At 52.8% G+C, this 13956-nt stretch carries 17 protein-coding genes; 6 read left to right on the top strand and 11 right to left on the bottom strand.

Annotation, left to right across the window (positions count from 1 at the left end):
- Positions 1-6: 6 nt before the first annotated feature.
- Positions 7-1383: a pyridoxal-phosphate dependent enzyme gene (locus tag ABLV08_RS01210; protein WP_348855454.1), complete on the top strand. Its 1377-nt coding sequence runs from the start codon at positions 7-9 to the stop codon at positions 1381-1383.
- 9 nt (positions 1384-1392) lie between these two features.
- Complete coding sequence (locus ABLV08_RS01205; protein ID WP_015705357.1) at positions 1393-2538, top strand: PLP-dependent aspartate aminotransferase family protein; 1146 nt, start codon at positions 1393-1395, stop codon at positions 2536-2538.
- A 37-nt stretch (positions 2539-2575) separates the two neighbouring features.
- On the opposite strand, the gene ABLV08_RS01200 is transcribed toward ABLV08_RS01205, so the two are convergent.
- Both ABLV08_RS01200 and ABLV08_RS01195 read right to left on the bottom strand, forming a co-directional pair.
- A complete protein-coding gene (locus ABLV08_RS01200; RefSeq protein ID WP_015705356.1) occupies positions 2576-2740 on the bottom strand; it encodes a hypothetical protein in 165 nt (54 codons plus the stop codon).
- 15 nt (positions 2741-2755) lie between these two features.
- Complete coding sequence (locus ABLV08_RS01195; RefSeq protein ID WP_015366670.1) at positions 2756-3160, bottom strand: YdeI family stress tolerance OB fold protein; 405 nt, start codon at positions 3158-3160, stop codon at positions 2756-2758.
- A 144-nt stretch (positions 3161-3304) separates the two neighbouring features.
- On the opposite strand from ABLV08_RS01195, the gene ABLV08_RS01190 reads away from it, so the two are divergent.
- The 3 genes from ABLV08_RS01190 (at position 3305) to ABLV08_RS01180 (ending at position 5565) form a co-directional block, all read left to right on the top strand.
- Positions 3305-3808, top strand: a complete 504-nt coding sequence (locus ABLV08_RS01190) for a hypothetical protein (protein WP_020078893.1) — start codon at positions 3305-3307, stop codon at positions 3806-3808.
- Between the two features lie 11 nt (positions 3809-3819).
- Positions 3820-4266, top strand: coding sequence for a YetF domain-containing protein (locus ABLV08_RS01185; RefSeq protein ID WP_015366672.1), 447 nt, complete (start codon positions 3820-3822; stop codon positions 4264-4266).
- 279 nt (positions 4267-4545) lie between these two features.
- Entirely contained in the window at positions 4546-5565 is a 1020-nt protein-coding gene (locus ABLV08_RS01180; protein ID WP_226938411.1) for an SDR family oxidoreductase, read from the top strand.
- On the opposite strand, the gene ABLV08_RS01175 is transcribed toward ABLV08_RS01180, so the two are convergent.
- The 8 genes from ABLV08_RS01175 to ABLV08_RS01140 all read right to left on the bottom strand — a co-directional run bounded on the left by ABLV08_RS01175 (position 5562) and on the right by ABLV08_RS01140 (position 11576).
- The gene (locus tag ABLV08_RS01175) at positions 5562-7187 is read right to left on the bottom strand and encodes an alpha-amylase family protein (RefSeq protein WP_348855453.1); all 1626 of its coding nucleotides are present in this window, start codon (positions 7185-7187) and stop codon (positions 5562-5564) included. The two genes, ABLV08_RS01180 and ABLV08_RS01175, sit on opposite strands and share 4 nt — an antisense overlap.
- A 15-nt stretch (positions 7188-7202) precedes the next feature.
- Positions 7203-7328 (bottom strand): DUF2474 family protein, encoded by a 126-nt coding sequence (locus ABLV08_RS01170; RefSeq protein WP_015366675.1) that lies wholly within the window; start codon positions 7326-7328, stop codon positions 7203-7205.
- Positions 7328-8338: a cytochrome d ubiquinol oxidase subunit II gene (gene cydB / locus ABLV08_RS01165; RefSeq protein WP_348855452.1), complete on the bottom strand. Its 1011-nt coding sequence runs from the start codon at positions 8336-8338 to the stop codon at positions 7328-7330. The genes ABLV08_RS01170 and cydB overlap by 1 nt, the downstream gene beginning before the upstream one ends.
- Positions 8338-9741, bottom strand: coding sequence for a cytochrome ubiquinol oxidase subunit I (locus tag ABLV08_RS01160; RefSeq protein ID WP_325923121.1), 1404 nt, complete (start codon positions 9739-9741; stop codon positions 8338-8340). The genes cydB and ABLV08_RS01160 overlap by 1 nt, the downstream gene beginning before the upstream one ends.
- Positions 9742-10028: 287 nt before the next feature.
- On the bottom strand, positions 10029-10535 hold the full coding sequence (locus ABLV08_RS01155) for a DUF892 family protein (RefSeq protein ID WP_015366679.1): 507 nt from the start codon (positions 10533-10535) through the stop codon (positions 10029-10031).
- 24 nt (positions 10536-10559) lie between these two features.
- Positions 10560-10775 (bottom strand): hypothetical protein, encoded by a 216-nt coding sequence (locus ABLV08_RS01150; RefSeq protein ID WP_032705768.1) that lies wholly within the window; start codon positions 10773-10775, stop codon positions 10560-10562.
- Between the two features lie 26 nt (positions 10776-10801).
- Positions 10802-11302: a ferritin-like domain-containing protein gene (locus ABLV08_RS01145; RefSeq protein ID WP_015366681.1), complete on the bottom strand. Its 501-nt coding sequence runs from the start codon at positions 11300-11302 to the stop codon at positions 10802-10804.
- A gap of 88 nt (positions 11303-11390) precedes the next feature.
- Positions 11391-11576 carry a general stress protein gene (locus ABLV08_RS01140; protein WP_004143718.1) on the bottom strand — a complete coding sequence of 62 codons (186 nt, stop codon included), beginning with the start codon at positions 11574-11576 and terminating at the stop codon, positions 11391-11393.
- 458 nt (positions 11577-12034) lie between these two features.
- Between ABLV08_RS01140 and ABLV08_RS01135 the strand changes: the two genes are divergently transcribed.
- Positions 12035-12919: an SDR family oxidoreductase gene (locus ABLV08_RS01135; protein WP_086631039.1), complete on the top strand. Its 885-nt coding sequence runs from the start codon at positions 12035-12037 to the stop codon at positions 12917-12919.
- Here ABLV08_RS01135 and ABLV08_RS01130 read toward each other — a convergent pair.
- On the bottom strand, positions 12916-13830 hold the full coding sequence (locus tag ABLV08_RS01130; RefSeq protein WP_348855451.1) for a TIGR03571 family LLM class oxidoreductase: 915 nt from the start codon (positions 13828-13830) through the stop codon (positions 12916-12918). The genes ABLV08_RS01135 and ABLV08_RS01130 overlap by 4 nt on opposite strands.
- Positions 13831-13956 lie beyond the last annotated feature (126 nt).

The following is a 13956-nucleotide window of genomic DNA, read 5'->3' as shown; positions in this document are numbered from 1 at the left end:
GGATAAATGGTTATGTCACTCTTTCACTCTGTAAGCGACCTGATTGGTCATACCCCGCTGTTACAGCTGCATAAACTGGATACCGGCCCGTGCAGCCTGTTCCTGAAACTGGAAAACCAAAACCCCGGCGGTTCGATAAAGGATCGCGTGGCGTTGTCGATGATTAATGAAGCCGAGCGCCAGGGAAAACTGCGCCCCGGCGGCACCATCATTGAAGCCACCGCCGGTAATACCGGGCTGGGGCTGGCGCTGATTGCCGCGCAGAAAGGCTACAAACTGATCCTGGTGGTGCCGGACAAAATGAGCCGCGAGAAAATTTTCCATCTGCGTGCGCTGGGCGCCACCGTGCAGTTAACCCGCTCGGACGTCAACAAAGGTCATCCCGCCTATTATCAGGACTACGCCCGCCGTCTGGCGGATGAAACGCCGGGCGCGTTTTATATTGACCAGTTCAATAATGAAGCCAACCCGTTGGCTCATGCCACCACTACCGCGCCGGAGCTGTTTGAGCAACTCGATGGCGACATTGACGCCGTGGTGGTTGGTGTCGGCTCAGGCGGTACCCTGGGCGGTTTGCAGGCATGGTTTGCGCAACACTCGCCGAAAACCGAATTTATTCTTGCCGATCCTGCGGGCTCGATTCTGGCGGATCAGGTAGAGACCGGGCAATACGGCGAAACCGGCTCCTGGCTGGTGGAGGGGATCGGCGAAGATTTTATTCCCCCGCTCGCCCATCTGGAGAAGGTGCGCAAAGCGTGGCGCGTGACCGATCGTGAAGCGTTCGCCACCGCCCGGCAGCTGCTGCAAGTGGAAGGTATCCTCGCCGGCTCGTCAACGGGCACCCTGCTGACAGCAGCTCTGCGCTACTGCCGGTCGCAGTCCACCGCTAAGCGGGTGGTCACCTTCGCCTGCGATAGCGGTAACAAGTACCTGTCGAAAATGTTCAACGACGACTGGATGCGCCAGCAAGGTCTGCTAAGCCGCCCGACGCGCGGCGATCTTAGCGATTTTATCGCCCTGCGTCATGATGAAGGCGCAACCGTCACCGCCGCGTCCGACGATACGCTGGCTGCCGTCCTTGCTCGTATGCGCCTGTACGATTTCTCCCAGCTGCCGGTGCTGGAAAACGGCCACGTGGTTGGCATCGTCGATGAATGGGATCTGATAAGCCACGTCCAGGGCGACAGCCGGCGTTTCGCGCTACCGGTCAGAGAGGCGATGACCCGCCATGTCGAAACCCTGGATAAGCACGCCCCGGAAAGCGCGCTTAAAGATATCTTCGACCGTGGACATGTCGTGGTCGTTACCGATAACGATCGGTTTATCGGCCTGATTACCCGTAGCGACGTCCTGACCACCTGGCGTAACCGACTGGAACAATAAGGAACGAACATGAAAAATTTACAGACGCTCAGCGTCCATAGCGGCATTTTTAACGACCAGCATGGCGCGGTGATGCCACCAATTTACGCCACCTCTACCTTTGCCCAGCCCGCGCCGGGCCAGCATACCGGCTATGAATATTCGCGTAGCGGCAATCCGACCCGCCACGCGCTGGAAACGGCCATTGCAGAGCTGGAAAGCGGTAGCCGGGGTTTTGCTTTTGCTTCAGGCCTCGCGGCCATTTCCACGGTACTGGAACTGCTGGATAAGGATAGCCATCTGGTGGCGGTAGATGATGTCTATGGCGGCACATACCGGCTGATTGAAAATGTTCGCCGTCGTAGCGCCGGTCTGCAAGTGACCTGGGTCAAACCTGACGATCTGGCAGGCATCGAAGCCGCGATCCGCCCTGATACGCGGATGATTTGGGTGGAAACGCCGACCAATCCGTTACTCAAGCTGGCGGATCTTGCGGCCATTGCCGAGATTGCCCGTCGACATAACATTATCAGCGTCACCGATAATACCTTTGCCTCACCGATCATCCATCGCCCTATCGAACTGGGCTTTGATATCGTGGTGCATTCAGCGACCAAATATCTCAACGGTCATTCGGATGTCGTCGCCGGGTTGGCGGTGGTTGGCGACAATCCGACGCTGGCCGAGAAGTTGGGCTATCTGCAAAACGCCGTCGGCGGCGTACTTGACCCATTCAGCAGCTTCCTGACGCTGCGCGGCATTCGCACCCTGGCTCTACGGGTGGAACGTCATAGCAGCAACGCTCTGCTGCTGGCGGAATGGCTGGAGCAGCAGCCGCAGGTCGAGAAAGTGTGGTTCCCCTGGCTCGCCAGCCATCCCCATCACGATCTGGCCCGCCGACAGATGGCCCTGCCAGGCGGTATGATTTCCGTTGTGGTCAAAGGAGATGATGACTACGCCGGGCGCATCATCAAAAAACTACGGTTATTTACCCTGGCGGAAAGCCTGGGGGGTGTGGAAAGCCTGGTGAGCCAGCCATTCAGCATGACGCACGCCTCCATTCCGCTGGAACAGCGGCTGGCGAATGGCATAACGCCGCAGTTGATTCGACTCTCGGTAGGTATTGAAGATCCGCAAGACCTGATCGCTGACTGGCGAAACGCGCTACGTGAGTAAACGCTAACCCCGCGCGCGGCGCGGGGTTTCATTACCCTCAGCAGAAACATACCGCTTTGGCGTTTTCCGTCGGATGATAGGGATCGCTTCGGTGATCGTCGCTATCATCCCGTTTCCGCGGGATCTCACCGTGTTTACCCGGCTCTTCTCGCGCCGGGTGTTTACCGCGTTTATCGAGTTCATGGTGATGCGCTCTGCTCATACTCAGGCTCTCCGGTTAATTGGGCGCTTGTTTGCGCAGCTTATCAACCCGCACCAGCGGCGGCGTCATTTTACTATCCAGGCTTCCGTTGATGCTCACCAGTTTGTCTGGCTTGATGTCCTGACCATCAAAAACGGCTGCCGGAATAATGGCCGCAATGGTGCCAGTTTTATCACGGAACAGATAACGGTCGTCGCCTTCATGCTTAATCACATTGCCGCGCAGGGAAATAGTCGCGCCGTCGTGCATGGTTTTCGCCTGCTCAATGGTCATAATCCGGCCATCCTCCATACCGCGATAGCCGTCGTCCAGCTGGTGCGGCGGCGGCGGCGCGGCATCGTTTTTAAAACCGCCCTTTTCTTCAGCCCAGACGCCAGCGGTGAGTAACAAACAGAGTGTCGCGATTAGCTTTTTCCTCATTATTTCACCTTTCATGTCAGCATGACTGTTATTAAAGTCTGGCCGCGGATAGCGATTTTAACAACGTCAATAATTCTGATATCAGCTAAAATAACAACGTCGCTATCGTATCGTTAAATATAAACATCATGCTGGAGCCGAAAGATGGACAATAATCAACAGGATCCGCCAGAGATAAACGAGAATCTACAGGCGTTACGCTTCGAGTATAACTTCCGGCGCTATGGGGTGGTTTTTCTCGCCATTATTATCATTGCTGCATTATGCGGTTTATTTTCATCTGGCTTCCTGAGCTCCGCCCATCATGAGAATTCCGCTTCATCGTTAACGGTAGACTATGACCGTTTTGCCAGGCTAATGAGCGAAACCGAAGTCAATGTTCAGATAAAAAACAGTGGCCTCGCTCATACCTCAGTGGATTTTTCACCCACGTTATTAAGCCATTACCAAATTGGTGATATTCGACCGCAGCCCGATAAAATGTACAGCGCTAACGGTCATCTGATACTGGTTTACAATGAAAATAGCAGTGGCGCGCCGCTCTCGCTGTGGTTATCTATCACGCCAAAAACATTTGGCAAACTTTCCACGACACTACAGGCGAACCGGCAACCTGCCGTCACCTTTAGCCAATTTGTCTTTCCTTAGGAGTCACAACGATGGAAATGGTGCTCAGAGCCGTCGCAATCTATCTTATCTTATTGATTATATTTAAAGTTGCTGGTAGAAGAACGCTTATGCAACTCACCAGTTTTGATCTGATTTTACTGTTGATTATCAGTGAGGCCACCCAGCAGGCCATGCTCAGCACCGACTATTCTGTTACCGGTTCAATGCTGACTATTGTCACGCTGGTCAGCGTGGATATTTTATTTGGCTATATAAAGAAGCGCTTTTCGCAGGCTGAGAATTATCTTGATGGTTCGCCGACGATCGTCGTAGAAAATGGTGTTGTCGCTGACGATAAAATGAAAATGGTCAATATCTCTGTGGATGACATATTGCTCGCCGCGCGACAGCACCATGGTATATATCAACTTGAGAAGATTAAATTTGCGATCCTCGAACGTAATGGCCAGATTTCAATTATTCCGACCGAAGCGTAGAGACGTTACTTATCGCGTTCCGGTTGTTTATCGCCTGACTCAGGAGCCCGTATCGGGTCGTCCTCTTCTTTTTCAGTAACATGATTAATATACATACCACCTCCAACTTTGCGGCATTGAATTATAAATTGTAGCGTTATCATGAAATTTGGCCATTGCCATAATAAATAATGTCGTCTGTTAGCCATAATAAGTACTCTCGGATATTTCCGACCACCGGCCAGCAATGAATCAATAATACTCAAGTACTCAGTGACCAATACACCATGGCGAAATGCCATGTTCAGACCAATTGAGGCGACTATGGCGGTAATGGTTATCACCGGCGGCAGTGCGGGCGCCGGTAAAGCGACGGCGCTATGTTTTGCTAAGGCAGGCTATGATGTGGCGATTATTGCGCGCGATGAAAGTGGGCTACAGGAGGCCGAAAACGCATGTCGACAGTACGGCGTCCGGACGCAGGTTATCAGCGCTGACGTCGCTGATGCCCGTTCGCTGCGGCAGGCCGCGGCGGAAATCGAAACCCAGCTCGGCGCCATTGAAGTGTGGATCAATAATGCCATGACCACGGTGTTAGCGCCCTTCCATTTGATGAGTGATGATGAATTTCGCCGCGTGACGGAGGTGACCTATTTAGGTTATGTCAACGGCACACGCGCCGCGTTGGAAGTGATGAGCCCCAGAAACCGCGGGATAATAATCCAGGTGGGCTCCGCGCTTGCCTGGCGTTCCATTCCGTTGCAATCGGCGTATTGCGGCGCGAAGGCGGCGATTCGCGGATTTACCGATGCAGTGCGAACCGAACTGATGCATCAACGCAGCCGGATCCAATTAACCATGGTCCAACTGCCGGGAATGAATACGACGCAGTTTGGTTGGGCAAGAAATAAAATGGATAAAGAGATGCAGCCCGTTCCCCCGGTTTATCAGCCTGAGGTGGCGGCAGAGGCGATTTTTAGCGTCGTTCAGCGCCCCGTTCGCGAGTTGTGGGTAGGTAAAAGCACCATTCAATCCATCGTTGGCCAATTTTTCTTCCCTTCACTACTTGACCGCCTGATGGTTAACAAAGCCTGGGAAGGTCAGCTGACAGCGCAAGCGAAACGTAGCGAAAAGCCAGACGATCTCTATTCTGCCGTGCGGGGCGAGCACAGCACCCGCGGGACATTTAGCGCTGGCGCTCGCCAGCGCTCATTTAACGTCAGCGCCGATTTGCCTGGTAAAGTCGCCTCCGGCGTTGGGATCGCATTTGGACTGATGATATTACGCGGACTACTACGCCGCCCGCGCAAGCGCCGTTAATCGTGCTGGCGGCTAAACCAGCGATAACCATAATCGGCAAGCTGTAACCGGCAGACCTTGCCGCCGGTAAGGCTATCGCGATAACGGCGGTCCTCCAGCACGCAGGACCAGTAACCTGTCTCCTGACGCGGCAATCGTACCTCTACCGGGCGTTCGCTGAAGTTCGCCAGCATCAGCAGATCGCGAGATTGACTGCGGTAGCGCAGCGCTAACACCGATGGCGGCAAGCCGGATACCAGCTCAAAGGGGGTGGTGCCAGGCTCATGATATTCGGCGCGCAGTTGAACCATCTGCCGCACTCGCTGCAGCAACGAGTGGCGTTGACGCAACGCCAGTTCGACGTTGACCTGCTGATATCGCCAGGGGCCGCTGGCAACCGGCCTGACGAGTAATTTTTCCGCCGCGGCGGTGGAAAAGCCCCCATTCACCCCGGCTGACCACTGCATGGGCGTCCTCACGGCATAACGCTCTTTCAGCGACAGATCCTCGCCCATACCGATTTCATCGCCATAGCGCATCACAGGCACGCCAGGCAGCGACAGTAACACCGCATGACAAAGCGCCAGCCGACGGATATTGCCCTCCAGCATCGGCGCAAGGCGGCGGCGAATGCCACGTTGATAGACTGACATCGACTTCTCGGGGGCAAAACAGCGCAGCACAAACTGCCGGTCTGCGTCCTCAATACCCTCCAGGTCGAGCTCATCGTGATTACGTAGCCAGTTAGCAAAACAGCAACCGGGCGGCGGCTTAATCATCGCTTGCAGCGCGCTAACGAGCGGCTTCACACTCTGCCGGGCGAGGCTGACGTAAAAAAATTTGTTCAGCCAGAAATTAAGCACCAGTTGCAGGCGATCGCTGTGGCCGAAATAGTGACGGTAATCGTTCACTGCCACGTCAACTTCACCGAGCAGAATGGCTTCAGGATTGGTCTGTTCAACCAGTTGCCGAAGATGGGCCAATATCCAGTACCCCTGCTCTTCGTCGCCATTTCCGGCTTGTTTAACCAGGTGCGAGGCGGCGTCTAGCCGAAAACCGCTCACCCCAACGCGTAGCCAAAAACGCACAATATTGTCAATTTCGTCTATCACCGGAGGGTGCACCAGATTGAGATCCGGCTCGTGGCGATAGAACATGTGACGATAATACTGTCCCGCCTGTTGATCCCAGCGCCAGACGCTCTTTTCGACACCGGGAAACATTGGCGGATCGTCCTTTTCGGGCGGCGAATCGGCCCAGAGATAATATGGCCGGAAAGGAGAATGTCTGTTTTTACGCGCCTCCAGAAACCAGGGGTGTTGCGAAGAGGTATGCTGGATAACCAACTCGATGATAACGCGTATCCCCAGTTCCCGCGCGTCATCAATCAGTTGAATAACGTCACGGATTTGCCCAAAACGCGGATCGGGCTGCAGATGATCCTGCACGTCGTAACCGTCATCGAGAAATGGCGTCAGATAAAAGGGGGTTAACCACAATACCGTCACCCCAAAGCTACGTAAGTAATAGAGTTTTTGCCTTATTCCGGCCAGATCGCCACAGCCATCACCATTGGCATCATAAAACAGCGAGGTATCAACCTGATAAATTACAGCGTTTTGAAACCACGGTTGCTCTGCCATCTTCGTCCCCTCGTTTTAGACATGCAGCCCCGCCAGCGTCATAAAACCGCGCACCAGCGTACTGATGATTAACACCACCAGAACGCCGCAGCACCAGATCAACAGCAGCCAGCCCAGCCTTTTGGCGATACGCTTGCACATTAGTGATAGCCCTCATCTGCCCGCACCTTGCCGCGAAAGACCCAGTAACTCCAGGCGGTATAGGCCAGGATAACCGGAACAATCAGCAGCGTGCCGACCAACATGAACAACTGGCTGGCCACTGGCGCCGCTGCCTGCCAGAGCGTCACATCCGGTGGGATGATCCAGGGCCAGATACTTATCCCTAAACCGCTAAAACCAAGGAACAGCAACCCAAGCGTAAGAATAAAAGGCGCGGCGTGGCTGTCGGCGCGTTGACTCAGCCGCCATAACCAGAGGCTGAGGGTAAGGACCAGTAGCGGCACCGGTAGAAAATAGAAGACATTGGGGAGCGAAAACCAGCGCTCAGCAATTCGTGCGAGGGTAAGCGGCGTCCATAAGCTAATGGCAGCCATGGCGATTAGAAAAAGCAGCAACAGTATGCGCGTTAACCGACGCATCAAGCGTAACAACGCCCCGTCACTTTTTAAAATAAGCCAGGTCGCCCCCAGTAAGGCATAAGTGGCAATTAACGCTAATCCACAGAACAAATTAAATGGCGTCAACCAGTCAAGCGGCGAACCAGCGAATTGCCGCCCATGCAACGGAAAACCATGCAGAATGGCGCCGACAACGATCCCCTGGCTAAAGATGGCTAATAATGATCCCCACATAAACGCGCTATCCCAAAACCGGCGATGGGATTCCGCGGCTTTAAAACGAAATTCAAACGCCACGCCGCGGAATATTAAGCCAATAAGCATCGCGGTAAGCGGGATGGTCAGGGCGTCAACGATCACCGCGTAGGCCAGCGGAAAAGCGCCAAATAACCCGGCGCCGCCTAATACCAACCAGGTCTCATTTCCATCCCACACGGGCGCCACGCTATTGACCATGGTGTCGCGGTGCGCCTTATCGCGGGTAAATAGAAATAGCGCGCCGATGCCGAGATCGAAACCATCCATAACGATATACATCAGCGTGGCGAAGATGATTATCACAAACCAGATGACTGCCAGATCAACTCCCATCAGAATTTCTCCTCACTCGGTAATTTATCCGGCGCCGATAAAGGACGCGCTGGCGTTCCGGAGGAATTAAGCGCTAATTCCGATTCAGGCTGAGGCCCCAGTTTGAGTAGACGAATAAGATAGAGATATCCCACGCCAAACACCGCAAAATAGACCACCACAAAGGCGGCCAGGCTGATACTCATCTGCAGCGTACTATGCGCTGAGACGGCGTCCCGCGTACGCAACAGACCGTACACCACCCAGGGCTGGCGTCCGACTTCCGTCGTGATCCAGCCGGCCAGAATGGTCAGTAAACCGACAGGTCCCATCGCTAACGCAAACCACAAAAAAGGTCGCGAGTCACACAAACGTTTATGGCGACGTAAATACCAGCCAATGACGCCAAGCGCGATCATCAAAAAACCGGCTCCGACCATAAAACGAAACGACCAGAAAACAATCGTCGAATTAGGCCGTTCGTTGGCGGGAAAGTCTTTCAGTGCTGGAACCTGGGCGCTACGGCTATGGGTGAGAATCAAACTGCCTAGGGCGGGGATAGCCAGCGGATATCGTGTGCGCTCTTCTGCCATATCCGGTAGGCCGAACAGTAGCAGCGGCGTAGCTTCGCCGGGTTTATTTTCCCAATGACCTTCAATAGCGGCAATTTTTGCCGGCTGGTGCTTGAGCGTGTTCAGCCCATGCATATCGCCGACTACGGCCTGAATGGGGGCGACAATCAACGCCATCCACAATGCCATTGAAAACATTGTTCGAATGGCTGGCGTATCGTTATCACGTAATAAGTGCCAGGCCGCCGAAGCGCCAACGAACAGCGCGGTACTCAGAAAGGCGGCGATAGACATATGTAGTAAGCGCCAGGGAAATGAGGGATTGAAGATTATCGCCAACCAACTATCTGGTATCACCTGCCCTTGCTCAATATGAAAGCCCTGAGGCGTCTGCATCCAGCTATTGGAAGCCAGGATCCAAAACGTTGAGGCCAGCGTTCCCATGGCCACCATACAGGTCGAAAAGAAATGTAATCCCGGCCCGACCCGGTTCCAGCCAAATAGCATCACGCCAAGAAATCCAGCTTCGAGGAAAAAAGCGGTTAAAACTTCATATGTCAGTAAAGGCCCGGTAATACTGCCTGCAAACTGGGAAAAACCGCTCCAGTTAGTGCCAAATTGGTAGGCCATGACCAGGCCGGATACCACACCCATACCAAAATTAATCGCAAAAATATTTAGCCAGAAATGATAAAGCTGGCGCCAGAGCAGGCGCCGTGTTTTTAACCACATGCCTTCCAGTACCACCAGATAGCTGGCAAGACCAATGGTTAATGCCGGAAAAATAATATGAAAGGAGATAGTGAAGGCGAACTGGATCCTCGCGAGATGAAATGCATCAAACTCAGCCATCAGGTTCCCCTTATTGACAAGATAGTCAGATTGATTGACTAAAGAAAGGGTAACCGCCAGCGGCTACCCTTTCTTTGACGGATGACTTTTATCCCGTGCAGGCGTACTGCGTCTGGCAAGTTTATCTACCATCATTCGCTGCCTCGGGGTCAACGACGGACACTGACAGTGCGCGTCAAAATTTATCTCTAACGTAATATTCCGCCCTGCTGCCGTTAGCGGCGGCGCGCTATCGTTAATACGCGACAAGATAGCAAGGAGACGAATCATTTACAGACCTTTTACCGCTAACGCTTAGCATCAAAACCCGGCGTTTCGGAGCGGATAATATATTGCTCCGTAATATCCGGAATATGTTGCAGCAACCATTCGGCCATACCTCTCTCTTCCGCCAAAATACTTTCTAAATCCGCAATCGAATCATGATCGTTGACCTTTTGCGCGGCGGTTAATAAGGAGGTATAACAGGCGACCTCAAACTGCTCGAAAACGTAACCGCTGATCACACCTTTGACTACTTCATCTTGTGGAAACATTCCACCAATAGATTGTCCCATCGCGGCGATTTTACTCATTGAGTCTTTAAGAACCGAGCGGGAAATATTATTGCGCGCAATAATATCATCCAGTACGGTAATTTGCCGACGGGTTTCAAAAAGATGCTGCTCAAGGCGGGTGCATAATTCCGGGTAGCTGTCGATGCGTTTGACCATCGATTCAAGCATCGATTCGGCCTGCTTTTCCATAGCGTGCGCGTCACGCAACCAATCGTGATAGTTTTCAATATCAGTCATAACAACCTCTTTATAAAAAGATAATTACTCTTCAGCCTTATCTTCATTTTCTTCTGCGGCCTGGTCGGCTCGTGCTGCGCTATACCCTGATAAGTGGCCGACAATATTTGCATAAATACTAATAATGATGACCCACAGGACACTGTCTTTCCACCATATTACCGACGGTATAGCCAGTACAAACCACATTATCGCCGCGACGAGATGACACCTTTTTATTACAACCGGACTAAGACTCATTTTTTTGCCTGATGCCTTAGATAGGATTAAGCGGACTGTTGGGCATCCTGATTGACGTGTCCAACGGCGATGTCCGTTAATTTCATATCAGCGTCTTTTTCTTCTTCCAGCGTTTCCGCCAGCAATTTCACCGCGGCTTTATAGCCGAGCTGCTCTGCCAGCGTACACAGCGTACCGTAGGCCGCAATTTCATAGTGTTCAACTTTCTGCGCGGCGGCTATCAGCGCAGCATCGCGGATCTCGTTCTTTTCCGTCGCTTCGATCACTTCGTTGGCCTCTTCGATAAGCCCTTCCATCGCCACACACTTCATCCGTTTCAGGCGAATTTGATCATTTTGTTCAAGGAGCTTATCAATACGTTCTATATGGCCCTGTGTTTCCTCAAGGTGAGCGCTGAATGCCGTTTGTAGCTCTTCACATGCGCTGGCGCGGGATAGTTTAGCCAGCGCGCGGGTTAACTGTTTTTCCGCGCTGTAGGTATCCGATAATAAATGAATAAAAATATCTTCAATGGTTTGTATTTTCATAAGTCACACCTTTTAAAAACTGCGGGTCGGATGACCCGCAGGGTATTTTTAACAGCAGTTACCAGATCAAATCACTTATATTCACAAGCTAGCTATCACCGGATTTACGGCCGCCGCCATGGCTGTTTTTACCGCCTTTTTTACCGGCTTCGGATGCACGTTCCGGGTCATTTTTAAAATTCCCGCCGCTGTGCTGTCCGCCTTTACGTCCGGCTTCAGATGCTTTTTCCCGGTCTTCTGCAAAATTACCTGAACCACCTCTGTGTTCTGCCATAACGTTTACCTTTTAGCTTGGTTAGTAAAAGATGATTTAACGCTCTAAATCATCGCCGTCGAGAATTAAGTCTGGAGCAATAAGTGAAAAATGCAAATTAAATAAAATATATTAACAGTTGCTATGAAATTAATTAAAAAATAAATAGCGGAGCGGAAAAAATAACCAGGCCATCGCTAAGATCATATTAACCAGAAGAAATAAACGCAACGGCACGGCCAAAATCCACAACGACTTGAGCATGAAAAAATAGAACTGTAAATAAAGTTAAATATTCTATTTTTAAATATTTCGCTGAATAATCTGAAAAATAAGCTAGCGGAAGATTATATATAAATCGCCTTATATCAGTAAGTTGGCTAAGGAAAAGCGGGAATATGTCCATTGGGCAGGGATTTACATTTATCGTAGCGTCCGCATACCTTCTATCATTACTCTTTTCTGTGAAGGAGATTGCTATGGATAATGACAAACTGCGTACCAACCATTGGCCACAACCCCCTTTCCCCGATCAACCGCAAACGCCTCCCGGCCTGGCCGCCGAAATGGAACCCACACCGGATCATGGTGAAGTCAGCTACAGCGGGTCAGGACGGCTACAGGGTAAGAAAGCGCTGATTACCGGCGGAGACTCCGGTATTGGTCGCGCCGTGGCTATCGCCTTTGCCCGCGAAGGCGCGGATGTTGCCATTAACTATCTTCCGGAAGAACAGAGCGATGCGGACGCCGTCATCGCGCTTATCAAAGCGGAAGGCCGTACGGCGGTGGCGATACCGGGCGATATTCGCGTGGAATCCTTCTGTGAAACGCTTGTGGAAAAAGCGGTAAGCGGTCTTGGCGGTTTGGATATTGTTGTGAACAATGCAGGTCGTCAGCAATACTGTGAAAAAATTGAGCAACTCACCACCGCCGATTTCGATGCGACCTTCAAAACCAACGTCTATGCGCCGTTCTGGATAACCAAAGCCGCGCTGCCGCACCTCAAAGCCCAAAGCGTGATTATCAACACATCTTCAGTACAGGCTTTTAAACCGAGCCCTATTTTGCTGGATTACGCCCAGACCAAAGCCTGCCTGGTGGCATTCACCAAATCGCTGGCCAAGCAGTTAGGGCCGCGTGGGATCCGGGTCAATGCGGTCGCTCCCGGCCCGTACTGGACGGTGCTGCAGTCAAGCGGCGGACAGCCGGGGGAAAAAGTGCAAAACTTTGGCGGCGATACGCCACTTGGGCGGCCAGGGCAACCCGTTGAGATCGCCCCGCTGTATGTAACTCTCGCCTCTGATGCCTGCTCGTATGCCTCCGGCCAGGTCTGGTGTTCAGACGGTGGTGACGGCGTACTTTAATAATGGAATGCCGGCAGCACCAGTTCGCCAATCTCCTGCATCGTCTCGGCCAGCGGACGCTGGTTGCGACGAAAATGCAGACCGATATGGTTCACGCCGGCATCGCGCATCGCATTTAATTCCTGAATGAGACCATGGCGGCCGCTGCTGATGCCGAAACGATGGCGCTGAATCGGCGCATTGGCGTCATCTTGCAGATCCAGGTGGATAAAGCTGATATAGGGTTTCTCGCCCGCTACCCGACGCCACAGCTTGACGCGGCTAACGTGCTCGTCAGGCTGGCCAGGATAGGCGAGCCAGCCATCCATATTACTGCCTACCCATTGCGCCGTTTGTTGCGCCAAACCAGCAACCAGCAGCGGCGGGGTCGGTTTGGCTGGCAGCAACTCCAGGCCCGGCTCCAGCTGACGATCGGTCTCGCCCTTCAGCACGCTCACGCCGTGACGTAAACGCTCGCCGCGGCTGGCGTAGTCTTCACCAAATAGCGGGTATTCGACCGGCCTGTCGCCGCTGGCGATGCCCAGTAGCAGCCGGTCGCCGCTGAGCGCCTGCACCGTGGCGGCGGCTTTACGTACCAGCCATGGCTGACGTAACGGCAGCACAACCGCCGCCGTGCCCAGCAAAATATTTTGCGTCAGGCTCGATAAATAGCCGAGGTAGGTAAAGGCTTCAAAGACGTTAGCCGCATCGCCAAACTGCGGATCGTACAGCGGAACATCGCGGATCCAGGCAGCGCGAAACCCGAGCGTATCCGCCAGTTTAATGCGCTCCGCGTGCTCGCTCATATCCGGCACGCCAAACGGTCGCCCGTCGCGCTGCCGTTTTAGCTGTCCGCTTGTCGACCAGTCATTGTCCAGCGGCAGTTCCACGCCAATCGTTAGCGGCTGCTGGGTTAATTTTTCGATGCTCATGGGTCACTCTGTCAACCGCCGTGCGGTATCACGTTGAAAATATGAGCAAAGTGTTTCATGGAATGCTATTGCGATAAACAGCACTAATCGCAATAGATAATTGCTATTTATGGAATTATCTTTAGT

The sequence above is a fragment of the Klebsiella sp. CN_Kp088 genome (assembly GCF_040064335.1).
GTDB classification, from domain to species: domain Bacteria; phylum Pseudomonadota; class Gammaproteobacteria; order Enterobacterales; family Enterobacteriaceae; genus Klebsiella; species Klebsiella aerogenes.
This window is presented reverse-complemented; position numbering and strand designations above follow the sequence as displayed.

Excerpts from the sequence above, each read along its gene's own strand:
- ABLV08_RS01210 (WP_348855454.1), top strand. The coding sequence starts at position 7 with ATGGTTATGTCACTCTTTCACTCTGTAAGCGACCTGATTGGTCATACC.
- ABLV08_RS01205 (WP_015705357.1), top strand. The coding sequence starts at position 1,393 with ATGAAAAATTTACAGACGCTCAGCGTCCATAGCGGCATTTTTAACGAC.
- ABLV08_RS01200 (WP_015705356.1), bottom strand. The coding sequence starts at position 2,740 with ATGAGCAGAGCGCATCACCATGAACTCGATAAACGCGGTAAACACCCG.
- ABLV08_RS01195 (WP_015366670.1), bottom strand. The coding sequence starts at position 3,160 with ATGAGGAAAAAGCTAATCGCGACACTCTGTTTGTTACTCACCGCTGGC.
- ABLV08_RS01190 (WP_020078893.1), top strand. The coding sequence starts at position 3,305 with ATGGACAATAATCAACAGGATCCGCCAGAGATAAACGAGAATCTACAG.
- ABLV08_RS01185 (WP_015366672.1), top strand. The coding sequence starts at position 3,820 with ATGGAAATGGTGCTCAGAGCCGTCGCAATCTATCTTATCTTATTGATT.
- ABLV08_RS01180 (WP_226938411.1), top strand. The coding sequence starts at position 4,546 with ATGTTCAGACCAATTGAGGCGACTATGGCGGTAATGGTTATCACCGGC.
- ABLV08_RS01175 (WP_348855453.1), bottom strand. The coding sequence starts at position 7,187 with ATGGCAGAGCAACCGTGGTTTCAAAACGCTGTAATTTATCAGGTTGAT.
- ABLV08_RS01170 (WP_015366675.1), bottom strand. The coding sequence starts at position 7,328 with ATGTGCAAGCGTATCGCCAAAAGGCTGGGCTGGCTGCTGTTGATCTGG.
- cydB (WP_348855452.1), bottom strand. The coding sequence starts at position 8,338 with ATGGGAGTTGATCTGGCAGTCATCTGGTTTGTGATAATCATCTTCGCC.
- ABLV08_RS01160 (WP_325923121.1), bottom strand. The coding sequence starts at position 9,741 with ATGGCTGAGTTTGATGCATTTCATCTCGCGAGGATCCAGTTCGCCTTC.
- ABLV08_RS01155 (WP_015366679.1), bottom strand. The coding sequence starts at position 10,535 with ATGACTGATATTGAAAACTATCACGATTGGTTGCGTGACGCGCACGCT.
- ABLV08_RS01150 (WP_032705768.1), bottom strand. The coding sequence starts at position 10,775 with ATGAGTCTTAGTCCGGTTGTAATAAAAAGGTGTCATCTCGTCGCGGCG.
- ABLV08_RS01145 (WP_015366681.1), bottom strand. The coding sequence starts at position 11,302 with ATGAAAATACAAACCATTGAAGATATTTTTATTCATTTATTATCGGAT.
- ABLV08_RS01140 (WP_004143718.1), bottom strand. The coding sequence starts at position 11,576 with ATGGCAGAACACAGAGGTGGTTCAGGTAATTTTGCAGAAGACCGGGAA.
- ABLV08_RS01135 (WP_086631039.1), top strand. The coding sequence starts at position 12,035 with ATGGATAATGACAAACTGCGTACCAACCATTGGCCACAACCCCCTTTC.
- ABLV08_RS01130 (WP_348855451.1), bottom strand. The coding sequence starts at position 13,830 with ATGAGCATCGAAAAATTAACCCAGCAGCCGCTAACGATTGGCGTGGAA.